Here is a 23,839-nt window from a genome sequence, read left to right on the forward strand (position 1 = left end):
CCCCTGAATCGTGGAACTTCCCCGCGATACAACCCCGGCCGGACCGGTTTCGGCTATCGGATATCGATGTCGACCTCGGCGCCGGGCGGCAGCGTCGCCACCTGCTGGTGGATCTGGCCGGAGATGTTGAGGCTGACCGCGAAATCGAGGACGCGGAGGTTCTCGATGGAGAGTTCGCCGCCGAGGATCGGGGGGTGATCGAAGTCGTAGACGGCGTCTTCGTCCGGGACGAGACCACTTTCGGCCGCGGCGACGGCGAGGCCGGCCAGTAGATATTGCTCCATGCCGTCGGGGGTGTCGAGTTCGGCTTCGAGTTCGTCGGGGGTTTCCCACGGGCGGGTGAGTTCACCGTTGAGTGTGTCCAGCCACCACAGTCCGTCTTCGGCTTCGAAGAAGACATCGCCGAAAAGCGATGCGCACAGGGGTGTCTTGTCGTCGAGGCCTATCCATTTCCACGAACGGAGGCCTTCTTCGAACTGCTGCGCCGTAAACGGCTTGACTAGTTGCACACCGCGACCCTACTCACGTTCACCGCCGATTCCGCCCGATACACGCGCGGCGTGCCCGGATTGACCGCGGTTCGCGTCTGCACCGATACCCTCACGCACCGGTGGCGCTACCTAACGACGATGCCCGGCATTCGAACACGCGGGCGTTGGCGGTGTTCGGGGGATTTCGGCGGATGGATTCACCGAGCCGCACCCGGCAATCTTCGAGGGGACCCGTTATACGTCGACCGGTTTTCCGCGTCATTTCTCGGCTGTACTTGCGGTCGCCGCGGTATTCGCGACGGCGTTCGCCGGTTCCGCGACGTCGGAACCGATGCGGATCGACTGGATCGCCGCGGTAGAGAAATTGCGGATCACCGCGGCGGGGAATCCGGAGGCCGAGCGGCGGTGGCGCGCCTGCTGGCGGATCAGGAGCGGATCGCGGCGGCGGGGCCGGTGGCATCGCCCGCGCAGCCGTTCCAGGTGCCCGCGCAATCCGACATCGGCCGTGGTCAGGGGGCGAGTGTCTACGGTTCGGGGGTGGCGCCCGGGGTGGACGGATTCCGCTTCGGATTCTTCGGCGGACCGGGCACCATCGCACCGAATCAGGGTGGCGCCGAACTCGAGACCGTCTGGTTCAACCTGGCCAACGGACGCAGCCAGACGGAGTTGCTGTCCGAGCGCGGCGACGTACTCGTCGACACCACCGTTCGCAGCAGGGCGTTGGACACCGGGACCGGAATGGTGGTCGCCGCGGAGTACGGGAGTCTGTGGCATCGCTGGCCGGTTCCGGTGTCGGCTGCCGATCCGGACGGCTTCCGTACCAACTCGGCGCGATCTCGTTCCCGTCGCTGGGCGCCGTCGTCAACTGAGCGTCGACCCGGCGTGCATGCCGGGACACCTCGGCCGTGGTCAATCGGGTTCAGCAGGTGAAGTATTCGCCCGCGTTCACCTCACGCGGCACCGATTCCTCCGAGAGGCAACCGAAGGGAATCACGCCCGCGTCACTGGCGCGGAAACCTGTTCCGGCGTCCGCGTTCACGCACAGCAGGCCGCTCGAATCCATCCGGCACCGGTTGCCGTGCAGGCTGATCCGGGAGCCGTAGGGCAGTTGGCTGCCGTATCCGCGCAGGAACGGTCCGGGGTCGCCGTGCAATCCGCCCACCGTCAAGGTCTGTCCGGAGAATTCCACCCAGCCGCCGACCCAGTTGCCCTGACGATCCGACGGTTGCGCGGGCGGATTCTTCAGGTCGACCAGGCAGACCAGGCTGTGTCGGCCCTCGTGACCGTCGCTCATGCATTTGATCTTGCCGGTCGGGCTGGTGAATGCCCGGTCGCCGCTGTCGAGTTCGGTGCTCACACCGTCATCGGTGGTCGCTGCCGCGTATTTCGTCCCGCTGACCTCGGAACCCTCGTTCACCCACGACACCACTTCCTTGATCGGAGCGCCGCTGCCGGGAGCGGCTTTCGCCGCCGCCGAGGTGGACGGCGCGACGGTCGCCGCGGGCGTCGAGGTGGGTGTTTCGTGCGAGGAATGATCGGTCGACGACGAGCAGGCCGCCGCGAGAAGAACCAGAGCCGCCAAGGCCGCGATACGCATGCGTGCACCCTAGCTTCCCCGGTGCGACGTCACGACAGGTGGCGGCACATCCCGATTCGGTCACGAATAGGCAAGGGAGCGCGCGGAATTGACGACATCGGGGACGATCACGCGCGGTCGGCGCGGTCGGCGCGGTCGACGGCCGCCAGCCGTTGCAGGCGGAGGCGACACTCCCTAGTCTCGGTCGCGTGGATCTGGAAGGACGCGTCGCGGAACTGGAGCGCAGAATCGCGGCGCTCGAAGGCGGCCGCGCGACACCCGCGCAGGCCGATACCACCGCACCCGGGGACGAACTCTGGGCGGTGAACCGGTTGCGCGCCGAATTCTCCGGTTCCGGCGTGACCAACGGCGGCGTGCTGGTGACCGGCTCGGGGCGGTTGCCCGCCGGGGACGAGTACGGGTGGCAGATGGCGTTCACCACCGACGACCTGCTGCTCGACGACGCCGACGGCGCGGCGGAATGTCTTGCCGCACTGAGCAGTCCGGTGCGACTGCGGTTGCTGCGAGCGATCCTCGCCGGACGTCGCACCGCCTCCGATCTCGCGGAACTCGACGGCGTCGGTACCTCGGCGCAGATCTACCACCACTTGCGGCAACTGGCCGCTGTCGGCTGGTTGCAGACGGCGGGCCGTGGACGATTCGAGGTGCCGAAGGGCCGCGTCGTTCCGCTGATGGTGGCGTTGGCCAGCGCCAGACGCTGACCGCGACCCCGCCGACCCGATTCGGCCCCGACCAGGTCCAATACCCGGCCGAACATTCTTGTCGCCGACTGTAATCCTGCCCGGAGAACCCGCCGATCCACCTTCCGGACTCACGATTCCGGACAATTCACAACGCTTCGATATCCCATATTGTCGCTTCTACTGTGACCCGGGACACACCTTGCTACCGTGAGCGAACATGCCGTTCGGTCTCGCTCGGCCGAAGGCTCGGCGAGTTCGCTGTGGAGGTTTCCGCCAATGAAGGTTGCGCACGCGGTCGAGGCCGTCAAGGCCATAGGGCTACTTCGCACCCGGGGGATCACCGATCCTCGTAAACCACTGGAGACATTGCGCACCATCAAGGAGTCCCAGGTCTTCGGCCCGCAGGCGACCTCGGTCCGGCATTCGGCCAGGGTCACCCCGGACGCTCCCGCACTCGTCGACGAACGCGGCGAGCTGACCTATCGCCAGCTGGACGAACAGTCCACCGCGATCGCCCGCGGGTTGCGCGCGGCGGGCATCACCCAGGGCACCGTGATCGGCGTATTGTGCCGCGACCATCGCGGCCTGATCCTGACGATGGTCGCCGCGGGAAAGCTCGGCGTGCGGGTCGCCCTGATGAACACCGGCTTCGCCAAACCGCAGTTCGCCGCGGTGTGCGAGCGCGAACATGTCGAGGCGATGCTGCACGACAGCGAATTCCTCGGCCTGCTCGACGCGCTACCCCCGGAGCTACCGCGCTATCTGACCTGGGTGGACGAGGGCGCCGAGATCCCCGAGGGCGAGCAGTCCCTCGACGATCTGATCGCGGCCAATTCCACCGAACCGCTGCCCAACCCGTCCAAGCCGGGCGGTTTCATCATTCTGACCAGCGGCACCACCGGGCTGCCCAAGGGCGCGCCGCGCAGCAAGACCTCCCCGCTGGCGACCGCGCAACTGGTCGACCTGCTCCCTTTCCCGAAGGGCGGAACCCAGGTCATCGTGTCGCCGATCTTCCACAGCACCGGGCTGGCGACCTGGCTCGTCGGCGCGACGCTCGGCAACAAGGTGGTGCTGCGCCGCCGCTTCGACGCCGAGGCGACGCTGAAGATGATCGCCGACAACAAGGCCGAGATGCTGGTCGCGGTGCCGACGATGCTGCACCGGATGACCGAACTGCCCGCCGAGGTCCGCGCCGCCTACGACCTGTCTTCGCTGACATCGATCGTGCTCGCCGGTTCTGCGCTGTCCCCCGAACTCAGTACCAAGGCCGCGGAGGTGTTCGGGCCGGTCGTCTACAACCTGTACGGGTCGACCGAATGCGCGGTCGCCACCGTCGCCTCGCCGCAGGATCTGGCGCTGGCGCCCGGAACGGTCGGACGCGCGCCCATCACCTGCGAGGTGCGGCTCTACGACGACAACGGCAAGCGCGTCACCGACGTGGGCGTGACGGCGCGGATCTTCATTCGCAGCGGTGCGCCCTTCGAGGGCTACACCGACGGCCGCCACAAGCAGATCATCGACGGCTACATGTCCAGCGGCGATGTCGGCCACTTCGAGGAGCACGGCCTGCTCATGGTCGACGGCCGTGACGACGACATGATCGTCTCCGGCGGCGAGAACGTCTTCCCCCAGGAGGTCGAGAACCTGCTGCTGGAACGGCCCGATGTCTTCGACGCGGCCGTCGTCGGGGTCGATGACGCCGAATTCGGAAAACGTCTACGCGCGTTCGTCGTCGCGGAACCGGGCCACTCGCCCGACGCCGACGAGATCAAGGCCTACGTCAAGGAGAATCTGGCCCGCTACAAGGTTCCCCGCGAGGTCGTCTTCCTCGATGACCTGCCCCGCAACACGACCGGGAAACTGCTGCGGCGCGTACTCGTCGAATACGAGGTGAAGGCGTAGAAAACAACCCGGTGTCTGAGACGACAACCGTCGGGCTCCAGAGTCGCTTGCTATTGTCGGCACCACACTGGATCCCGAGGTTGCGGTTCACTTCACCCCCAGTCTTTCGTGGGTGGATCGCGGAAGGTTGTTGTCGATGGCGTCTCTTTCCTTCCCTGCCCTGGGTGGCACCGCGCGCAAAGCCGCCGATGCCGCCCTAGGTGTGAATGTCATGGTGAAACGGCGGCTGTTCAATCCTTTGCGCCCCGACCACGCCGCCCGGTCGGCGTTCAACGTGCTGAAATTCGGCCCCTTCGCCGGCGTGGTCATGCACGCCGCGCAGACCAGGCCGCACGCGGCGGCCATCGTGGACGAACGCGGTGAGCTGACCTTCGGCGAACTCAACGAACAATCCAGCGCGCTCGCCCGCGGACTTCAAGCACGCGGAATCGAGCCGGGCGACGTGATCGCGCTACTCGCTCGCGATCACCGGGGCATGGTGCTGAGTCTGCTCGCGGCAGGCAAACTCGGGGTGCGCGCGGTCCTGATGAACACCGGGTTCGCGAAACCGCAATTCGCCGACGTCGCCACGCGCGAAAAGGTCAAGGCGGTGCTGCACGACAGCGAATTCCTCGACCTGATGAGCGCCATCCCCACCGACATCCCCCGAATTCTCACCTGGGTCGACGAGAAGGACGGCGCGGACCCGGCGATTCCGACCCTGGAATCGGTATCTGGGGGTCATTCGACCTCGCCGCTGCACGCCCCCGACAAACCGGGCGGGCTCGTCATTCTGACCAGCGGCACCACCGGCACCCCCAAAGGCGCCCCGCGTGACCGGGTGAGCCCGTTCGCCTCCGCGCAGTTCGTCGACCGGGTGCCGCTGCCGAACAACGGGACCATGATCATGGCCGCACCGATCTTCCACGGCACCGGGCTGTCGCAGTTCACCCTCGGTCTCGCCCTCGGCAATCGCGTGGTCTTCCAGCAGCGCCGCTTCGACCCGGAGTTGACGCTGGTGAATATCGAACGGTACAAGGCGGATTCGCTCGTCGTGGTGCCGACGATGCTGCAACGCATTCTCGACCTGGGCCAGGACGTGCTCGCGAAATACGACCCCAGCGGTATCAAGGTGATCTTCGCCGCGGGATCGGCCATCGCACCCGACGTCGTCACCCGGACCCTGGACTACTTCAACGACAGCCTCTACAACCTCTACGGCTCCACCGAATGCGCGGTCATGACCGTCGCGACACCCGAGGATCTGCGCAAGGCGCCGACCACGGCGGGTAAGGCCCCGGTCGGCATCAGGATCGTGCTGCTGGACGAGGACCGCAAGCGGATCACCGAGCCGAACGTCACCGGCACCATCTTCGTCGACAACGGTTTCGCCTTCACCGGTTACACCGACGGGCGCACCAAGGAAATGGTCGACGGCATGATGTCCAGCGGTGACGTCGGGCATTTCGACGCCGACGGCCTGCTCTACATCGACGGGCGCGACGACGACATGATCGTCTCCGGCGGCGAGAACGTCTTCCCCCTCGAGGTGGAGAACCTGATCGCGGGCCGCGACGACGTGTTCGAGGCCGCGGTCGTCGGCGTCGACGACCGTGAATTCGGCAAACGCCTGCGTGCCTTCGTCGTCCCGGGACCGGAGTCCGCGCGTGATCCGCAGGAGATCAAGGACTACGTCAAGGCGAATCTCGCCAGGTACAAGGTGCCACGCGAGGTGATCTTCCTCGACGAACTGCCGCGCAACGCGACCGGCAAACTGCTGCGCAAACCGCTGATCGAGATGGATATCGACGGCTGAACCGCCGCACCGCGTTCGACGAATTCGGGCCCGCCCCTTCGGGTCGGCCCGATTCGAATACGCCTCGGCCACCGACCAGGACGATCGCCGCGGCGGCCCGGTAAGGCCGGGAGAGCATCGCATACGGCTCGGCTATCATCAGCGGGTGAGTATCGAGTTCGCCCGGCCCGCCGCGGGGTTCCGCGGTGCCGTCGCGCTGTTGCGCGGTGGCTCGGCCGGGGCGATCTCGGGAGCTCTCTCCCTGGCCGCGCACGGCTGGGTCTCCGACGGCATGGCGCCGGAGAGCGCAACACTCGTACTGCTCGTCGCCGCGTCGGCCGTGATCGGCGCGCTGGTCGCCGGGCTCGCGCCACTGCGCGACACCTCCCACGGACTGGTCGCCGCGCTGATCGGCGGCCAACTGCTCGGCCACCTCACCATGGGGCTCGATTCCGCGCGGACGCATCACGGTGACCTCGCGCCGACACCTCGGATGATCGCCGCGCATATCGTCGCCGCGTTCGTGGCCGCCGCGCTCATTCGCGGCGCGGAGGCCGCGTACCGGATCGGGACCACCGTCCTGGCCCGGGTTCTTCCGATTCGTCATCGCACGCCCGTCATCGCCGAGCCCGCGCCGCTGCGTACCGCGCATCGTGACCGGGTCATCCTGCGGATCCTCGCGGCCGCGGCTCTGCGCACGCGCGGGCCACCGCTCGCCGTTTCCTTCTGATCTCATCCCCTACCCGGTGCTCGAACCGCACGGTTCGCGTGTCGTCGTGATCTGCCGCCGCGCTCTGTCGGAGCGCGGGATCCACGCGCGGCAGCCGCTTTCGTGAACGCGTCGCGTCACGTTCGCCGTCCGCGCTCGACAGTCACGCGCGCGCCCGTGTGGCGTCGACACGTCGGCCGACGGCGTGCCCGGGTTCCGAACCTCAGAATCGAAACGATCGTGAGCACAACAGAATCCATCACCCCCGACGTCGTGGACGCCACGCCGTCACCGCAACCGCCGCCGCGGCGTAGATCCGACAGCGGCCTACAGGCGCTCGCCATGCGCCTGCACTTCTACGCGGGCGTCTTCGTCGCCCCGTTCATCCTGATCGCGGCCGTCACCGGCGCGCTGTACGCGATCTCACCGACGCTGGAGCAGATCGTCTCCCACGATCTGCTGACGGTCGAAGCGGGCGACGCGCGGCGACCGCTGTCCGAACAGGTCGACGCCGCCGTGGCCACCCGGCCCGAACTGGCACTGGTCGCCGTCGCACCGGCGCAGGAACCCGACGACACCACCCGGGTGATCTTCGACGATCCCTCGCTCTCCGACGAGCGACGCGCGGTCTTCGTCGACCCGTACACCGCGCGGCCGGTCGGTGAATCCGTCATCTACGGCAGCTCCGGCGCACTGCCGACGCGTACCTGGATCGACCGCTTGCACCGCGATCTGCACCTCGGTGACACCGGTCGTCTCTACAGCGAACTCGCCGCGTCCTGGCTGTGGATCATCGGACTCGCCGGGCTGGTGCTGTGGGTGCGCCGGGTCCGTAGCCGTCGCACCAGGAATTCGGCGGGCTGGCTGCTCGCGCCAGACCGGTCCCGCCCGGGTCGTCTACGGAACATGAACTGGCACGGCGCCATCGGCATCTGGGTACTTCCGCTGCTGTTGCTGCTCTCGGTGACGGGGATGACCTGGTCCGCCTACGCGGGCGCGAATATCGCCGACCTGCGCACCCAACTCAGCTGGACCACGCCGTCGGTGAGCACCGCCCTGCCCGGTGCCGAGTCACCGGCGCCCGCGCCCACCGGTGATCACCACGGCGGCCACGCGGCCGAGACCAGGCCCGCGGATCCGACGACGCAGATCGCGTCGCTCGATCGCGTCTACGACGCGGCCCGCGAGGCAGGTGTCACCCAGGCGGTGGAGATCACGGTTCCGGCCGACGCCGATCAGGCCTTCCTGGTGAAGGAACGGCGGATGCCCGGCACCTACACCGTGGACGCGGTCGCCGTCGACGGCGCGTCCGGTTCGGTCACCGCGCAGCTGGACTACGCCGACTGGCCGCTCATGGCCAAAATGACGAACTGGGGCATCCAGTTCCACATGGGTCTGATGTTCGGTCTGCTCAACCAGTTGCTGCTGCTCGCGGCCATGATCGGTCTGATCGTGGTGATCGTGCTCGGCTATCGCACGTGGTGGCAGCGGCGACCGGTTCGCGGGGGCTCGCGGTTCGTTCCCGGCCGGGCACCGCGTCGCGGCGCGCTGCGCAAGAGCTCCTGGCTCGTGGCGGTGCCGTTGCTGGCCGCCGCACTGGTGGCCGGATGGTTCGCGCCGCTGGTCGGGCTCAGTCTGCTCGCCTTCCTCGTGATCGACGTGGTCGTCGGATTGTTCCGAAAGACGGTCGAAGTGGAGGATGCGCCGGTCACCTGACCCCTCGGCACCGTGTGGACCGCCGGTCACCTGACCTCGGTATTCGGTGTGCTCGCTCGGGCGGGCTTCGGCGACGCGGAACATTCGGCAAGTCGCGCGGTCGCGCGGTCGGGCAACCGGCCGAGCCTGGCGGCAGGCGATGCTGGGCGACCTGCATAGCCTTCACGACAGGCGTTGTCGGGCAACCGGTGCACCCGGGCAGTCCGGCGGCGCGGAACCGGCCCGCAAGCCGGTCGGCAACCGTTGTCAGGCAACCCGACACTGCCGGGTCGGTTGCCTGCATCCGGATGCGTTGGGCAACCGGCATCGTGCGGCAGACCGGCGAGCTGAATCGGCACCGTCGCAGTCGGAGCGTTCGGCCGAACGGCACAGGTCCGGGCACCGGGCGTTCCGCCCGGTCCATTCGCTTCGGTTCGCCCCGGGTTCTCCTCACGTCGGTTCCGGCTCTACCTCGAGCGCTGCCGACCCATGCGCCCACGACATCCGACCGACCGTCCACTACAGCCCGAGTACCAGCCGATAACGCTGTGCCGCAACGACATACACCGACGGCACGGCTGTCTCACAGTCGCGCCCGAGATCGGTCGCGCGACTTCCGTCAACCTCATCGATTCGAACGGATTCCTCCATCATGAAGATCACCAAATTCGCCCTGACCGCCGCGTTCATGACCACGGCCGTTGCCGTCGCGGCGGGTGCGAGTCACGCGGCGGAGCCTGCACCCGAGACCATCGGGTTCTCCGCGCACGCCACCGACACCCGATCGATCATCTCGATCGACTCCGGATCGCTCGTCGTGCAGGACGGCGCGCTGAAGATCGAATCCGCCGACGGTGTCGTGGTCGCGGGCACGCCACTGACCCTGCGCATCGAGGATTTCGAATTCCCCATCGCCGCCGAGATCTCCGGCCGCGAGGCGACACTCACCCCGCAGCTGTCCATGGACCGGGCCGTGTACAAACCCGTCGCCCTGCCCTACGAGGACAAGGCACCCTGGAAATCCGAGTACGACCGCGAACAGGCGGCGTGGAGCCGGATGACCAGCACCATCGGCATGGGCGCGACCCTCGGCACCCTCATCGGTGGCCTGGGCGGCGGCGCGCTGGGTTGCGTCCTCGGCGGCATCGCGGGCGCGACGGTCGCCTCGGCCACCATCGTCGGCCTGTTCGGCCCCTTCATCCCCGCCGCGCTCGTCGGATGTGTCGGCGGCATCGTCGCCGTGGGCGCACTGGGCACCCTGCTCGGCCAGATCCTCGTGACCGCCCCCGTCGCCATCGGCGCGGTCATCCAGTACGCCGTCACCACCAACCAGCCCTTCGTGGCCCCGGCCAAGTAGTTCACACCGAGGACGCGACAGCTCCACTCACTCGGTGAGCGGAGCTGTCGCCGACCGGCCCGCGCAGGCGGCGGCGCTGTCGGTGGATGAGGATTCCGATTCGTGCGAACGATTATTCGGTAGGCGCGTCGCCGTCGATGACCGGTGTGTCCGCGGCGGGCGGCACCACCGGGCGCACGCGAGCCCAGGCGAGGAAGGCGACGCTCACGGCGACCATGCCGATTCCGGCCCAGATGTTGACGTCGATACCGCCGGTCTTGGCTTGTTCGGCGGCGGTGTCGTTGACCAGGCCGGTGATGACGAGGACGACGCCGTAGCAGCCGAGCAGGGTGCCGACAATGGTGCGGATGTCGAAAAGCATGGCGCGGCTTCCTTATCCGAAGACGATATTGAGGGCGATGACCATGACCAGGGCGATACCGGCGAGCAGGACCGGACGCTGGTACCAGGGCAGCGTCGCCTCCTCGGGGTCCGTGCGCATTTCCTTCGGGGTCTCGGAGTAGACGAGGCCGACGAGCTCGGCGGCGGGTTTGGGCTGGGTCACCTGGGTCACGGCGACGCTGACGACGATATCGACCACGAATGCCGCACCGGCGGCGACGAAGCTGGCGCCCTGACCGGAGAGTTGGAAGACCTCGGTCTCGTGCAGGATGAAAACGAATATGGCCGAGGCGGTTCCGCAGACCAGGCCCATCCAACCCGCGGTCGGGGTCATCCGCTTCCAGAACATGCCGAGAATGAATGTCGCGAACAGCGGCGCGTTGAAGAAGCTGAACAGGGTTTGCAGGTAGTCCATGATGTTGCTGAAATTGCCCGCGATGAACGCGGTGAATATCGCCCCGACGGTCGCGCCGACGGTGGCGAGACGCCCGATCTTGAGGTAATAGCCGTCGCCGCGATCCTTGACCGCGTACTGCTGCCACAGGTCGTAACTGAAAACGGTGTTGAACGCCGAGATATTGGCCGCCATACCGGCCATGAACGCGGCGAGCAGACCGGCGAGGCCGACACCGAGCAGCCCGTTGGGCAGCACGTCCTTCATCAGATACAGCAGGGCCTGGTTGTAGGTGGTGTCGCCGGAGTAGTCGGGATCGGCGGTCACCGCCTGTTTGTATTCGATCATCTCCGGTACGAGTACCGCGCTGATCATGCCGGGGATCACGACGATCAGCGGAATGAACATCTTCGGGTACGCGCCGATGATCGGGGTGCGCCTGGCCGCGGAGATCGAATGGGTCGCCAACGCGCGCTGGACTTCCACGAAATTGGTGGTCCAGTAGCCGAAGGACAGTACGAATCCGAGGCCGAACACGATGCCGAGGACCGAGGCGAAGTTGTTGGTGAAACCGCTGAGCGCGTTACCGGGCCAGGATTCCAGTTGTTCCGCGCCGCCGGGTGACGCGGTCACCTTGTCGCGGAACCCGTCCCAGCCGCCGGCCTTGTGCAGGCCGACCAGGGTGAGCGGCAGCAGCGCGGCGACGATGACGAAGAACTGGAGCACCTCGTTGTAGATCGCGGCCGAGAGTCCGCCGAGGGTGATGTAGGACAGCACGATCACCGCGGCCACGATCACCGACACCCACAGCGGCCAGCCGAGCAGCACATTGAGGATGGAGCCGAGCAGATAGAGGTTCACCCCGGCGATCAGCACCTGCGCCACCGCGAAACTCAACGCGTTGACCAGATGCGCGCCGGTGCCGAAACGCCTGCGCATGAATTCCGGCACGCTGCGCACCTTGGAGCCGTAGTAGAACGGCATCATCACCACGCCGAGGAACAGCATGGCCGGTACGGCGCCGATCCAGAAGTAGTGGAAGGTCGGGAATCCGTATTCGGCGCCGTTGGCCGACATCCCCATGATCTCGACCGCGCCGAGGTTGGCCGAGATGAACGCCAGACCCGTCACCCAGGCGGGTAGCGATCGCCCGGACAGGAAGAAGTCGATACTCGACGAAACCCGCTGGCGCGCCATGATCCCGATGCCCATCACGAACACGAAATACAGCGCGACCAGCGCGAAGTCGACCGGCTCGGCGTCCAGGCGCAGGGTCGACGCCGCCTCGACGCGCGCTTGCGCGAGCGGCAGCGTCGAGGTCAGAACGAGTGAATCGGCAAGCGGCACAGCGTCGTCCCTCCAGGCGGTGAAACCGGGCGTCGAGCTTGGTCGTGCGTGGCGGCGACCAACCATCGCCCACCTCTACTGTGCGTGATTGTGCCCCAACCTCGCGGCACAATCACGCATAAAACCTGGACAGTTGCTCAGTCCGACTCGTGCGCGACGGGCCACGGCGCGGCGAGGACCGCGCGTGTCGGCGCGAATACCGAGCGTGCGCGACGATCTCGCGCGGATCGGATGCTCCGCCGGGAACGACCCCCGCAGATCGGCGGGGCCGCGCTGCCGCCGAATCCGCTCGCGGCCACGCGCGCGGCGTGGCGGCGGTTGTCGGACTCCTACCCACGACCCGGCCGACCGCGGGTACGTGGCGGACTCGCCCGTGAACGTCGACGGGTCCGACCCGCTGACGCCGAGCTACGCGGGTCGCTGAGCGCGCAAGGACCGTTCGCCGAGGTCCAACGTGGCCCAGGTCGACGGCACCCCTGCCGCACCCGGATCGGCCCTACGGGTCGGTACGCGGATAGGCTCGCCACGCTCGATTCCCCGCCTGCCGCAACTTTTCAGCAATTCTTTCCGGATGGCGGCGGATCATTCGATGCCCGGCACACCGACATCCGACCTACGCGGTCGAATTCTGTCACCGACGGCGTCGCGCGGTGTAGAAATCACCGCCGGATCCTCCCGAGCCGCGACACGAACGCCGGGATCGGTTCTTCCGCCCGGCATGCACCGCGAGTCCGATCACCGCGCGAGAGCACGCACCGCGCACCCTCGTCGGCACCGCATCGGACAGCCGTCCGAGACACGCCGACCGAACTCGGCATACGCGTGCTGGGCGTGCGCGATCGAAGATCCTGACGCACAGTCGAATTTGAGGCAAATACGGCCTACAAATCGGGTCGGTGGTTTCGGGAGGGCATTATGATTCACAGCACCCCATACAGCGGCCTACTCGGGCTGCAGTGGATCGATCGACTTCGCCCGCCGCTGGGCCGACCGCGCGTCGCGAGTTCGAGACATGACGCCGACGCACCATTGACGATCGAGATCGGCGCCGCTACCGGGGTGGGCCCGACCGCCGTTTCGGCTTTCGACGCGGCGCTGCGCGAACTGGGAGTGGGTGATGCCAACTTGATTCGCCTTTCTTCGGTGATCCCGCCGCGCGCCGTTCTGGAGCGCGGCGAACGGGTGCGCAAGCAGATTCCCTGGGGCGATCGGCTCTACTGCGTCTACGCGAAGGGCTGCGCGACCGATCCGGGCGACACGGCCGCGGCCGGTGTCGGCTGGGTCCTGCGCGACGACGGTTCCGGCGCAGGGCTTTTCGTCGAGCACGACGGCGAGGACGCGGACCACGTCGAACACCTCATCCGATCCAGCCTGACCGATATGACCCGGAATCGTCCCGCGGCGTTCGGCCCCGTGCATTCGATGGTCACCGCGACCGAATGCGAGGGCGACCCGACCTGCGCCCTCGTGCTCGCCGCGTTCCACACCACCCCGTGGGGGCGGTGCCCGTGACCGAGACATCGCGTGCGCGGACGACATCCGCCGTGAGCGGCGAACCCGAGGTCAGCGTGACCGTCGAGACGTCGATCCCCGACGCCGGGATCGAGGTCTTCCATCGGCTCTACGAGGAGGCCTTCGGTCCGCTTCGCACGAAGGCGATCGCCCGACAGGTTCTGCACCGTGCGGAATTCCGCGAGGAGATGATCGATCCGCGCGTACTGAAGTACGTCGCGCGGACCTCGGACGGCGAACCGATCGGCGTGACCACGCTTACCAGGCATCTGGAAACGGTGCCGTGGATAAGTCCGCACTACTTCGCCGCGCGATATCCCGAGCACGCGGCCCGCAACGCCATCTACTATGCGGGATTCACCCTTGTTGCCCCAAGTGCGCGACAGGGGGCGGCCTTCCATGCCATGATCAAATCAGTTGTCCAGGTTTTGGTAGCCGAACGCGCTGCGGTCGGTTGGGACATCTGCTCGTACAACAACACTCAGCTCTCGTTCGCCGACAGTATCCGCGCGGTGCTCGATGAGCAGGCGAATGTCGAAGTAGCGGTGGAGGATTCACAGACGTACTACACCGCACAGTTCACCGAGGACGGAGCGACCAAGGGGGGCTGATGGCAGTCAGCGAAGAGCAGTCGACGCGGCGGTGGTCCTGCACCGGAAATATCTGGTGCGTACTGCTTCTCACCGGGTGGGCGGTACTGATCTCCCTACCGCTGCTCATCCGGTCCCACTCGCTCGCCCTCGTGGTCATGCTCACGGTGGTCAGTGGCGCGCTCGTCATGATCGGCACCGGACTGCGCAGGCACCGGCCCGCCCAACCGCTGCCCTGGTATCTGCTCTCGGCCTCGGCGGTCTCGTTCGCCACCGGGACGGTGCTCCGCGATTTCACCCCGGCACACACCTGTCCGTGGGACGACATCTTCACTGTCGCAGGATATTTGGCGCTCGGACTGGCCGCGACGCTGTGGCTGCGCCCGCGCCGCGTCGGGGGCGACTACGACCTGTTGCTCGATTCCGGGCTCATCGGACTCGGGGCGCTGCTCGCCTCGTGGACCTTCCTCATCTCCCCGATCCTCCAGACCAGCGCCACCACACCGAGGACGGTGCTCGCCGCGACCTACCCGGTGCTCGACGCCCTCCTGCTGACCCTGCTCGCGCATTCGGTGGCGACCTCGGCGCGTTCGGAGACCTCGCTGCGGCTGGTGCATCTCGGACTGATCGCGGTACTGCTCGGCGATCTCGGCTACAGCCTGGAGAGCGCGGGCACCACCACGATCGAGCACGAACTGCTCCTCACCCCGCTACTCGTCGCCTACGCGACCGTCGGCATCGCCGCGATGCATCCGACGATGACGGCGCTGGGCACACCGCGGCGCATCCACCCGCACCGATCCCGCCAGCGCGCGAGTTTCATCGCGGTGGCCCTGATCGTCGCGTCCCTGGTGCCGGTGGTCGGATCGAGTCTGGACACCGTCGACCGCGTGGTGGTCTCGTCGCTGTTCGCGCTGTTGCTGATCGGAGTACTCGTGCGCAGCGAACGCGCGATCCAGCGCTCGGCGCGCAGTGAGCGACGGGCCCAGTACCAGGCCGATCACGACATGCTCACCGGCCTGCTGAACCGCTCGGCCCTGCTGCGCGCACCCAACCGCGACAGCGACCACTGGACCGGAAAACCGCTGACGCTGCTCTTCATCGATCTCGACGGCTTCAAGATGGTCAACGACAGCTACGGCCACGCCGTCGGCGACGAACTCATCGCCAACGCCGCCGCCCGCATCCGGCGGATGGTGCGCCGCGACGACGCGGTCGCCCGGTACGGCGGCGACGAATTCGTCGTCCTCGCGCCGCTGGGCAGGCAGGAGGCGGCGACGCTGGCCGAACGACTACTGAACGCGTTCGTGCGCCCGTTCGAACTGAGCGCGGGCGAGGTGCCCATCACGGCCAGCGTCGGCATCGCCTGCGTCGGTCCGCGCGACTGTGAGGCCAGCATCTACGACCTGATCCGCGATGCCGATTCGGCCATGTACAACGCCAAGGAGTACGCGCTCGGCTACGCGTTCCACGACGAGTTGCGCCACGGTCCGCTGAGCGGAATCCGTCCGGCGCCGAGCGCGCCCGAATACCCCGCGTCACGGTTGGGCCGCCGTCGCGAGACCGCCGTCTGAGCGGGATCGGGCGCGCTCACCTCATTCGGGGCCGGGCAGCCCGAGTACCGCGTGCACGAACTCGATGATCCGCGGCGCGTGCGCGGGCAGCGCCGTGGCGCCTTCCTCGACGATCACCCGCCTGGCGCGCTCGACGATCGCGTCGGGAATCCAGGCGATCAACGCCTCCGACCGCCGCGGTAACCCCGGGTTCTCGCGTCCGGCCTGTTCGTAGAACTCGCGATACATCTCCCCCGAGAGATCGACCGCGTAGTCGCGGATCATCACGGCCGCCCGGTCGACGCACAGCGATTCCACGATCATCACCCGCGCGAAACCGGGCTCGGCGGCCACCACCTCGCAGAAGGTGGTGACCATCGTCGCGATTCTCGCCCGCGCGTTCGCCTCGCCGAGCGCCGCCAGCTCATCCACGACCCGGCGCGCCAGCATAGCCTGCGCCACCCGCAGCGCTTCGAGGAAGCACTGCTGTTTGGTGTCGAAATGCTCGTAGAACGTGCTGCGCGACACCCGCGCCCGGCCGACGATATCGGCCAGCGTCGTCGCCGCGTAACCCTTGTCCTCGACCGAGGCCACGATCGCCTCGAGCAGCCTGCCCCGCGACGAGCCGAGGACGGCATCGCGCGTCAACCTGTGTCTTTCGGCGAAATCGTTCCAGCGCACCAGGACACGTCCCTCGGCGGGCACCGCCGAATCGTCGACCACTACGCAGAGCCTCCCACTATTCGGACAGCTCCTCGAGCAGTTTGCGTGCCTCCTCGAGTTCGGCCTGCAACTGGGCAACCTTGGCCTGCTGCACCCCGCGAGCGGCTTCGAGTATGCCCGCGACCACCTCGGCCACCTCCGGATGCAGCACCTTGGCCGCCTGCGCGACGGCCGCGCTGGTGACCGGCAGGCCGCGGATCGTGCGCTTCTTGCCGTTGACGACGTCGACCGCCCATTCGCCGTCGGGGGTGCCCGTGAGCGTCACGGTGACCTCCGGCGCGGTCCGCTTGCGCGCGGCGGGCGCCTTGGCCGGTTTGGGCGCCGCCGTCCCCGTCGTCCCCGCCGTCCCGGCCGGGCCCGGTTTCGCCGCGGCGGCCTTGGCGGCCGAATCGGCGCTGTCGGCCGCGGCGTTCGCGGTGACGACGCTCGGCGGGGTGGACGGTGTCGCAACGCTCGTCACGGTCGACGGCTGGGTCACGGGTGGATCCTTCCTGGTAGTCGTCTTCGGCGCGGCGCTCTTCTGAGCAGGGGGCGACGGGCGCGGCGGCTTGGTCAATGTCACTTCGGTCGGAGAGAAGGACAGTACATCTTTGGACCCGGTGGGCCGGACCTGCAGGAAATCACCGTCGGTCGGGTCGCCGAGCGCGACCACCTTCCCGGACCTGCCCTCCGCGACGCCGACGGCGGCGGCGGTGAACCACACCATCGGCGGGCGGCCACCCGCGATCTCGGTAGCTATCTGCTCGATCTCTGTGTCCGACAATGGTTTGGGTCTGCTTCTTGGCGACGGCATGGTGCACTCCGAGCGGTCTTCGTGGATGGCTGCGTGCACAGATGATGCCGCACCGCACCGACAGATTCACACCGCGTCACCGAATCGGGGCGCCCTCGCCCGGTTCCGAGATTTCAGCGAATAGCCAGCAACGCACAGCCCACCGTCATCGCGGGGCTCGCAGCGCGGGGTACCAGATCTCGGCGAGAACCTCCGCGGCCCGCTCCGCCGAGACGTCGATGGCGCGCTGCATCGCCCACCGGGTGAAGAAGCGTTCCAACTGGGCGACAAGCAGTTCCACGCGCAGCACCGCCTCGTCGCGCCGATCCCGCGGCCAGCGCGACAGATACGACGGCATGGCGTTGGGGAGCGCGAGTATGCCCTGCCTGGCGACCTCGCGGAACTCCGGCTCCAGCGCGGTGGCCTCGTCCCACGCCGACAGCAGGTCCCGATACTCGTCGAACCACTCGATCGCGCGGGCCACCCAGCCGACGAACTCGGCGCGCGAACCGGTGTCGAGCACGCGATCCAGATCCTCGTAGAACCGCACCGCGGTGAGCTCGGTGCCCGCCGCCTCGGCGACCGCGCGCAGCACCTCCGATTTGGAGGCGAAATGCAGGTAGAACGTCGCGCGGCTGCACCCGACGGCGGCGGCGATATCGTCCACCCGCACCGAGGCGTAACCCCGGTCGCCGAACAACCGCCTCGCGCCGTCGACCAGCGCGGCCCGCGTGCGGCGCTTCTGCTCGTCGCGCAGGCTCCGCGCCGCGACGTTCGGCCCTGGTGGCACGCGGGACGACTCGGTCGACATTCGGGCCACCTCCTCGAAAACTGTTCTCACGCGCGACTTCCCGCGAACGGACCCGGCGGTCCGCCGTAGCGGACGCAGCCTCGCTGGACATCATGTCATTCACTGGACACCCAGTCCAGCCAGTGTTAGTTTGTTGTCCACGTCACACAGGAGGCCCAACGATGCGAGCACTGCAACCGACCGGGCCGGAAACCCTCGAACCGCGCGAGGTCCCCGTCCCCGAGATCGGGCCGACCGACCTGCTGCTGAAGGTCGCGGCGGCAGGCATCTGCCACTCCGACCTGCACGTGCTGCACATACCGTTCAAGATGCGCGACGATCCGCTCACCATCGGGCACGAGATCTCCGGCACCATCGAGGCGCGGCGCGGACGCCGTCTTCGATTTCGTCGGCATCGACAGCACGGCCCGCCTCGCGGTCGAATCGGTGGCTCCCAACGGGGCCTACCGGATGATCGGACTCGGCGGCGGCGCACCGGAGATCACGGCGGCGCCCTCGGGCGGCCCGGGCTGGCCGTGGGGCGCCTCGGCGCGAAAGTCGTACGGCGGGGCACCAGATCCGATCTGATCAACTCGGTGAAATTGGCTAAATCGGGTAAATTGCGCGTCGAAGTGGAACGCTTCGATCTCGCCGACGGGCGCGAGGCATTGGATCGCCTCGACCGCGGTCTGATCCGGGGCCGCGCGGTACTGGTGCCCTGAACGACAACCGTTCCATCCCGTCGGATCCGGCACCGAGGACACCACATATGACGCAATCCGTCGACCCTCGCGCACGCGCCGCGCAAGTGGCGGGGCGCCTGATCGGGCCGGGCGGCCCGTTCGAGATGGCCGTCGAAGACGTGCTCGGCACGCCGATTCCGGTCGTCCGCCATCGCGCCCGCGCGCTGAGCGAGATCCTCGCGGGCTCGGTCGCGCTCGGCGAACGCGAGTACCTGGTCACCGCCGACCGGCGGATCACCTACGCCGAGCACGCCGCGGCGGTCGGCGCGCTGGCTCGCGCGCTGCGGGACCGCTACGGCATCGGCCAGGGCGATCGGGTCGGCATTCTGGCGGCGAATACGCCGGAGTGGGTGATGACGTTCTGGGCGGCGCAATGCCTGGGAGCGATCGCCGTCGGCTACAACGCCTGGTGGGTGCCGAGGGAAATCGCCTTCGGCATCGGACACACCACGCCGTCGGTGCTGATCGCCGATGCCGAACGGGCGGCGCGACTGGCCGAACTCGACCTCGACGTCCCGGTGCTGACGATGGAAACCGACCTGCCCGCCCTGATCGCGGAATTCGGCGGCGGTGAACTCCCCCGCACCCCCGTCGACGAGGATGATCCGGCGATCATCCTCTACACCAGCGGGACCAGCGGTCGGCCGAAGGGCGCGGTGCACACCCAGCGAAACCTGCTGGCCGTCATCGACTATCACCGATTCAACGACGCGCTCGCCGCCGCCTTCCGTGGCGAGGACGAAGACGGCGCGCCCAAGGGCAGGCGATTCCTGTTGACCTCCCCGCTGTTCCACATCGCGAGCCTGCACAACCTGGTGATTCCACGCATGGTCACCGGCGACACCGCGATCATCCACCAGGGCGGTTTCGACGCCGACCGCGTCCTCTCGCTCATGGAGCGCGAGCGCGTCACCAACTGGGGCGCGATGCCGACGATGGCCTCGCGCCTGCTCGCGGCCGACCTCTCGCGCTACGATCTGTCCTCCCTCGCCGCGTTCTCCCTCAATTCCGCGCCTTCCTCCCACGCGCTGCAAGAGCAACTGCGACAACGCCTTCCGGTCACCCGCACGGCGCTGGCGACCAGCTACGGCATGACCGAATGCAGTACCGCGGCCACACTGGCCGCACCGGCCGAACTCGCCGCGTTCCCCGACACCGTCGGCAGGCCGGTCATCGGGGTCGCGCTGGAGATCCGCGACGACGCGGGCGAACCGGTCGGCGACGGGGCCGAAGGCGAGATCTGGGTGCGCAGCCCGTACGTCATGCTCGGCTACTGGCGGGACGAGGCCGCCACCGCCGCGGCCATCACCCCGGACCGCTGGCTGCGCACCGGTGATATCGGTGTCCTGGACCAAGGCAGATTGCGACTGTCGGGCAGGCGTTCGGATCTCATCCTGCGCGGCGGCGAGAACGTCTACCCCACCGAGGTCGAGCAGTGCCTCGAAGAACATCCCGCCGTCCGCGAATGCGCCGTGGTCGGTATCCCGGACGCCGATCTCGGTCAGCGGGTGGCCGCGCTCGTCGTCGTCGATGACGCGACGGCGGTCAGCGCCGAGGATCTCACCGAGTTCACCCGCGCGCGGCTGGCGTACTACAAGGTGCCCGTCCGGTGGCGGATCACCACCACCGCGTTGACCCGCAATGCCACCGGCAAGGTGGTGCGCGCCGGGATCGTCGACGCGCTGGCCACCGACGCGCCGACCGGATAGCCCGCCGCGCCGACAACCCGCCTTCCCGGCTCGACCGATACGATTGCCCAGGTCATCGCTTCGGCGGTGCTCAGCTGATCTTGGTGTTTGACCATGAGGTTCCCGGGAATCCGACCCATAAGCCACCGAGAAAGGGTTGTCACCATGTTGCTGCGCCGGCTTGCCCGACCACTGCTCGCGACCGCGTTCATCGCCGACGGTGTCGATACGCTGATTCATCCACAGCCTCGCGCCAAGGCGGCCGCCGCGCTGGTCCAGCAGGGTGAACGATCTCTGCCGAACAATGTCGCCGCCAAACTGCCCGCCGATCCCGGCACGATCGTCCGGGTCAACGCGATCGCCCAGGTCTCGGCCGGAGCGCTGCTGGCGCTCGGCCGCGCACCCCGTCTCGCCTCGCTGGTGCTGGCCGCCACCGTCATCCCCGCGACGGTCACCGAACAGGATTTCTGGGCCGAATCGGATCCGGACCGCAAGATCGCCAAGCGCAATGCCTTCCTCAAGGACATCAGCCTGCTCGGCGGCCTGATGATCGCCAGCGCCGACACCGCGGGCAAGCCGTCGCTGGGCTGGCGTGGTCGGCGCGCGGCGCAGGGCGCGGCAGCGGCGGTCTCGGCCGCCCTGCCGATCGGCTCCTCGGATTCCTCCACCGCGTCCGCACTGCGCGGACAGGCCCACGATGCGGCGCTGCGTGCCCGTGAACTGGGCGGGGTCGCCGCGAGCAAGGGCGCCGAACTGGCCGGATCGGCGCAGACGCACGGCGCGGAGTTGGTCGATCTCGCCAAGGAGAAGGCCCCCGAGGTGGCGACCAAGGTTCGCAAATCCCGGTTCACCAAGGCCGCCAAGGAGCACGGGGCCGAGATCGCGGAAGTCGCCAGGATTCGGGGCGCGGAACTGGCCGAGGCGGCGCGGGAGCGCGGGTCGGACGCCGCCGAGATCGCCCGTCATCGCGGGGCCGACGCCGCCGAGGTCGCCCGCGAGCGCGGCGCCGAACTGGCAGGCGTCGCTCGGGAACGCGGCACCGATTTCGCCGAGGTGGCCCGTGAACGCGGCACCGATTTCGCCGAGGTGGCCCGCGGACGTGGCGCCGAACTGGCCGGTGCGGCACGGGTCCGCGCGGCCGAACTGGCCGAGGTCGCGCGCGAGCGGGGCGCGGAGGTTGCCCGCGACCGCGGCGCTGAGCTGGCGGAGACGGCGCGCGAGCGCGGCACCGAGTTCACCGAGACCGCCAAACATCGCGCGCCGGAGATCGCGGCGACCGCGCGTGAGCGCCGGGCCCTGCTGGCCGAGGCGGCACGCGAGCGCGGCGAGGCGTGGCGGCGCTGATCGTCTCCGCCGCGCGCGGCGAGCACTGACGGACCGGGTCGGCCGGTATGTGGCGGAAGTGGATTCCGACACATACCGGTCGGCCCGTTCGCTTCTGGATGGACGCGCCCCCACAGGTTTCCGTACCAGCGGCCTCCCCGCTATCCTCGCGGATTTCCATAGCGGCTCGACACCACGGGACCGCGAATACGGGGTCTTGCGACAATTCGACGCTGTCTTCCGGTACAACAGACACGTAGCGCCGGAGTCCGACCCGTGATCGAATCGCCGCGCGACCCGCCCAGGCGGGCCGTGTGAGATATTCAGCGACATCGCAGCGAAGGAACCTGTGTGCGACGGTGGACCCGCGAAGGTCTGCCTCTTGCCTGTATGTCCAGGGCCCCGAGTTGTCAGATTGTGAGTACCGCAGTGGATCTCGATCTCGTCCGATACCGCGCCACCGACGATGTGCTGGCGTGCCAGATCTCCGGTAAACAGTTGCGCCGATTGGTGCGGACCACCGTCGGACTGTCGGACGAGTCGATCGAGTTACTCACCCAGCTCAGCGAACGGCTGCGAACGGCCGAGGGCGCGCTGCCGGACCCCGCCATGATCTAGTGTGCCGCACGGCCTTTCGTCGTCGGGCGGATGTTCTCGCGGATCGCCGCGATATCCCGGTAGCCGTTGACCGCCATGAGCAGGTCGGCCTCGGCCAGGATCATGCGCAGCACGTGCACCAGGCCGGGCACCCCACCGAGTGCCAGCCCGTAGACATAGGGTCGGCCGAGACCGACCATGGTCGCGCCGAGACCGATGGCCTTGATCACATCCGAACCCGAGCGCACCCCCGAGTCGAAGAGCACCGGAACCCGGTCGTCGACCGCGGCGACGATATCCGGCAGCGTCTCCAGGGCGCTGAGTCCGCCGTTGGCCTGTCGTCCACCGTGATTGGAGCAGTAGACGCCGTCCACGCCGTGGTCGAGCGCGCGGCGGGCATCCTCGGGATGGGAGATCCCCTTGAGCATGATCGGCAGATCGGTCAGCGAACGAAGCCATTCCAGGTCGTCCCAGGTCAGGGCGTTGCCGAAGGTGCCGATCCAGTGCAGCACGATCATCTTGGGGTCGTCGGTGCCCGCCATCTGCTGGAAGACCGGATCGCTGGTGTAGTTCTTCAGCACATGTCCGCGCAGCTGCGGGAAGTTGCCGGTCGACAGGTCGCGCGGACGCCAGCCCGGAATCCAGGTGTCGAGCGTGACCGCGATACCCCGATAGCCCGCGCGTTCGGCCCGGCTCACCAGGCTCGCGGCGAGATCGCGGTTCTTGGGCGTGTAGAGCTGGAAGAAGCCCGGCGTACTCCCGGCGTGCGGGATGACGTCCTCGAGCGGATCCTCCATCAGCGTGGAGAAGATCGCGGGGACGCCGGTGGCCGCCGAGGCCTGCGCGACCGCGATATCACCGTGTTTGTCGCCGGTGACCAATCCGATGACGCCGACCGGTGCCATGAACACCGGACTCGCGAAGGTCTGGCCCCACGCGGTCACCGACAGATCGCGCTCGGTCGCGCCGACGAGCATGCGCGGTATCAGCCCCCAGTCCTCGAATGCCTCGGCATTGCGCCGCTGGGTCAGTTCGTCGCCCGCGCCGCCCGCGATATAGGAATGCAGCGAGGTGGGCAGCGCCGCCGCGGCCTTGGCCTCCAGCGTGGCGTAGTCCATCGGGAACTCGGGCAGGTTGCCGCCGAGCGCGGCGAAGTAGATCTCGTTCTGGTAGTCGGCGAACGCCATCGTCCGGCCCTTTCGTCGGCGGCAGGTCACG

The 23,839-nt window shown here is 68.0% G+C and carries 21 protein-coding genes and 1 pseudogene; 14 read left to right on the forward strand and 8 right to left on the reverse strand.

Annotated elements, in window-relative coordinates; genetic code table 11:
- Window positions 1-53 precede the first annotated feature (53 nt).
- On the reverse strand, window positions 54-509 hold the full coding sequence (locus tag OG225_RS27175; RefSeq protein ID WP_405177857.1) for a T6SS immunity protein Tdi1 domain-containing protein: 456 nt from the start codon (window positions 507-509) through the stop codon (window positions 54-56).
- 387 nt (window positions 510-896) lie between these two features.
- On the opposite strand from OG225_RS27175, the gene OG225_RS27180 reads away from it, so the two are divergent.
- The gene (locus tag OG225_RS27180) at window positions 897-1,421 is read left to right on the forward strand and encodes a hypothetical protein (RefSeq protein ID WP_405177858.1); all 525 of its coding nucleotides are present in this window, start codon (window positions 897-899) and stop codon (window positions 1,419-1,421) included.
- On the opposite strand, the gene OG225_RS27185 is transcribed toward OG225_RS27180, so the two are convergent.
- Window positions 1,411-2,088 carry a hypothetical protein gene (locus OG225_RS27185; protein WP_405177859.1) on the reverse strand — a complete coding sequence of 226 codons (678 nt, stop codon included), beginning with the start codon at window positions 2,086-2,088 and terminating at the stop codon, window positions 1,411-1,413. The two genes, OG225_RS27180 and OG225_RS27185, sit on opposite strands and share 11 nt — an antisense overlap.
- A 188-nt stretch (window positions 2,089-2,276) precedes the next feature.
- On the opposite strand from OG225_RS27185, the gene OG225_RS27190 reads away from it, so the two are divergent.
- From OG225_RS27190 to OG225_RS27215, 6 genes are all read left to right on the forward strand, one after another.
- Window positions 2,277-2,789, forward strand: a complete 513-nt coding sequence (locus OG225_RS27190; protein WP_405177860.1) for an ArsR/SmtB family transcription factor — start codon at window positions 2,277-2,279, stop codon at window positions 2,787-2,789.
- Window positions 2,790-3,047: 258 nt separating this feature from the next.
- Window positions 3,048-4,673, forward strand: a complete 1,626-nt coding sequence (locus tag OG225_RS27195) for an acyl-CoA synthetase (protein WP_405177861.1) — start codon at window positions 3,048-3,050, stop codon at window positions 4,671-4,673.
- Between the two features lie 136 nt (window positions 4,674-4,809).
- Complete coding sequence (locus tag OG225_RS27200) at window positions 4,810-6,468, forward strand: acyl-CoA synthetase (protein ID WP_405177862.1); 1,659 nt, start codon at window positions 4,810-4,812, stop codon at window positions 6,466-6,468.
- Between the two features lie 145 nt (window positions 6,469-6,613).
- Window positions 6,614-7,177, forward strand: coding sequence for a hypothetical protein (locus tag OG225_RS27205; protein ID WP_405177863.1), 564 nt, complete (start codon window positions 6,614-6,616; stop codon window positions 7,175-7,177).
- A 219-nt stretch (window positions 7,178-7,396) separates the two neighbouring features.
- Complete coding sequence (locus OG225_RS27210) at window positions 7,397-8,872, forward strand: PepSY-associated TM helix domain-containing protein (protein WP_405177864.1); 1,476 nt, start codon at window positions 7,397-7,399, stop codon at window positions 8,870-8,872.
- Window positions 8,873-9,503: 631 nt separating this feature from the next.
- A complete protein-coding gene (locus OG225_RS27215; protein ID WP_405177865.1) occupies window positions 9,504-10,208 on the forward strand; it encodes a hypothetical protein in 705 nt (234 codons plus the stop codon).
- Window positions 10,209-10,320: 112 nt separating this feature from the next.
- On the opposite strand, the gene OG225_RS27220 is transcribed toward OG225_RS27215, so the two are convergent.
- Window positions 10,321-10,569 (reverse strand): hypothetical protein, encoded by a 249-nt coding sequence (locus OG225_RS27220; RefSeq protein WP_405177866.1) that lies wholly within the window; start codon window positions 10,567-10,569, stop codon window positions 10,321-10,323.
- 12 nt (window positions 10,570-10,581) lie between these two features.
- On the reverse strand, window positions 10,582-12,294 hold the full coding sequence (locus OG225_RS27225; protein WP_405183380.1) for a sodium:solute symporter family protein: 1,713 nt from the start codon (window positions 12,292-12,294) through the stop codon (window positions 10,582-10,584).
- 951 nt (window positions 12,295-13,245) lie between these two features.
- On the opposite strand from OG225_RS27225, the gene OG225_RS27230 reads away from it, so the two are divergent.
- From OG225_RS27230 to OG225_RS27240, 3 genes are read left to right on the forward strand one after another with little or no spacing between them, the layout of a single operon-like run.
- Window positions 13,246-13,842: a pyruvoyl-dependent arginine decarboxylase gene (locus OG225_RS27230; RefSeq protein WP_405177867.1), complete on the forward strand. Its 597-nt coding sequence runs from the start codon at window positions 13,246-13,248 to the stop codon at window positions 13,840-13,842.
- Between the two features lie 32 nt (window positions 13,843-13,874).
- Entirely contained in the window at window positions 13,875-14,453 is a 579-nt protein-coding gene (locus OG225_RS27235) for a hypothetical protein (RefSeq protein ID WP_216909675.1), read from the forward strand.
- Window positions 14,453-16,006, forward strand: coding sequence for a diguanylate cyclase domain-containing protein (locus tag OG225_RS27240; protein ID WP_405177868.1), 1,554 nt, complete (start codon window positions 14,453-14,455; stop codon window positions 16,004-16,006). Before OG225_RS27235 ends, OG225_RS27240 begins: the two co-directional genes overlap by 1 nt.
- Window positions 16,007-16,027: 21 nt before the next feature.
- On the opposite strand, the gene OG225_RS27245 is transcribed toward OG225_RS27240, so the two are convergent.
- The 3 genes from OG225_RS27245 to OG225_RS27255 form a co-directional block, all read right to left on the reverse strand.
- Window positions 16,028-16,708, reverse strand: coding sequence for a TetR/AcrR family transcriptional regulator (locus OG225_RS27245; RefSeq protein ID WP_405177869.1), 681 nt, complete (start codon window positions 16,706-16,708; stop codon window positions 16,028-16,030).
- Between the two features lie 16 nt (window positions 16,709-16,724).
- Window positions 16,725-17,501 (reverse strand): DUF6319 family protein, encoded by a 777-nt coding sequence (locus OG225_RS27250; protein ID WP_405177870.1) that lies wholly within the window; start codon window positions 17,499-17,501, stop codon window positions 16,725-16,727.
- A gap of 145 nt (window positions 17,502-17,646) precedes the next feature.
- Entirely contained in the window at window positions 17,647-18,291 is a 645-nt protein-coding gene (locus tag OG225_RS27255; protein WP_405177871.1) for a TetR/AcrR family transcriptional regulator, read from the reverse strand.
- A 161-nt stretch (window positions 18,292-18,452) separates the two neighbouring features.
- Here OG225_RS27255 and OG225_RS27260 point away from each other — a divergent pair.
- The 4 genes and pseudogenes from OG225_RS27260 (at window position 18,453) to OG225_RS27275 (ending at window position 22,642) form a co-directional block, all read left to right on the forward strand.
- A pseudogene (locus OG225_RS27260) lies at window positions 18,453-18,992 on the forward strand (alcohol dehydrogenase catalytic domain-containing protein).
- Between the two features lie 47 nt (window positions 18,993-19,039).
- The gene (locus OG225_RS27265; RefSeq protein ID WP_405177872.1) at window positions 19,040-20,722 is read left to right on the forward strand and encodes a class I adenylate-forming enzyme family protein; all 1,683 of its coding nucleotides are present in this window, start codon (window positions 19,040-19,042) and stop codon (window positions 20,720-20,722) included.
- A 144-nt stretch (window positions 20,723-20,866) separates the two neighbouring features.
- Window positions 20,867-22,045, forward strand: coding sequence for a DoxX family membrane protein (locus OG225_RS27270; protein ID WP_405177873.1), 1,179 nt, complete (start codon window positions 20,867-20,869; stop codon window positions 22,043-22,045).
- A 396-nt stretch (window positions 22,046-22,441) separates the two neighbouring features.
- Entirely contained in the window at window positions 22,442-22,642 is a 201-nt protein-coding gene (locus OG225_RS27275; protein WP_157978785.1) for a hypothetical protein, read from the forward strand.
- Here OG225_RS27275 and OG225_RS27280 read toward each other — a convergent pair.
- A complete protein-coding gene (locus OG225_RS27280) occupies window positions 22,639-23,808 on the reverse strand; it encodes an alpha-hydroxy-acid oxidizing protein (RefSeq protein WP_405177874.1) in 1,170 nt (389 codons plus the stop codon). The genes OG225_RS27275 and OG225_RS27280 overlap by 4 nt on opposite strands.
- Window positions 23,809-23,839: the final 31 nt, after the last annotated feature.

It is taken from the genome of Nocardia sp. NBC_01377 (genome assembly GCF_045040005.1).
GTDB lineage: Bacteria > Actinomycetota > Actinomycetes > Mycobacteriales > Mycobacteriaceae > Nocardia > Nocardia noduli.

Coding starts and splice junctions, on each gene's coding strand:
- OG225_RS27185 (WP_405177859.1), bottom strand. CDS start 2,088: ATGCGTATCGCGGCCTTGGCGGCTCTGGTTCTTCTCGCGGCGGCCTGC.
- OG225_RS27195 (WP_405177861.1), top strand. CDS start 3,048: ATGAAGGTTGCGCACGCGGTCGAGGCCGTCAAGGCCATAGGGCTACTT.
- OG225_RS27200 (WP_405177862.1), top strand. CDS start 4,810: ATGGCGTCTCTTTCCTTCCCTGCCCTGGGTGGCACCGCGCGCAAAGCC.
- OG225_RS27215 (WP_405177865.1), top strand. CDS start 9,504: ATGAAGATCACCAAATTCGCCCTGACCGCCGCGTTCATGACCACGGCC.
- OG225_RS27220 (WP_405177866.1), bottom strand. CDS start 10,569: ATGCTTTTCGACATCCGCACCATTGTCGGCACCCTGCTCGGCTGCTAC.
- OG225_RS27230 (WP_405177867.1), top strand. CDS start 13,246: ATGATTCACAGCACCCCATACAGCGGCCTACTCGGGCTGCAGTGGATC.
- OG225_RS27240 (WP_405177868.1), top strand. CDS start 14,453: ATGGCAGTCAGCGAAGAGCAGTCGACGCGGCGGTGGTCCTGCACCGGA.
- OG225_RS27250 (WP_405177870.1), bottom strand. CDS start 17,501: ATGCCGTCGCCAAGAAGCAGACCCAAACCATTGTCGGACACAGAGATC.
- OG225_RS27255 (WP_405177871.1), bottom strand. CDS start 18,291: ATGTCGACCGAGTCGTCCCGCGTGCCACCAGGGCCGAACGTCGCGGCG.
- OG225_RS27265 (WP_405177872.1), top strand. CDS start 19,040: ATGACGCAATCCGTCGACCCTCGCGCACGCGCCGCGCAAGTGGCGGGG.
- OG225_RS27270 (WP_405177873.1), top strand. CDS start 20,867: ATGTTGCTGCGCCGGCTTGCCCGACCACTGCTCGCGACCGCGTTCATC.
- OG225_RS27280 (WP_405177874.1), bottom strand. CDS start 23,808: ATGGCGTTCGCCGACTACCAGAACGAGATCTACTTCGCCGCGCTCGGC.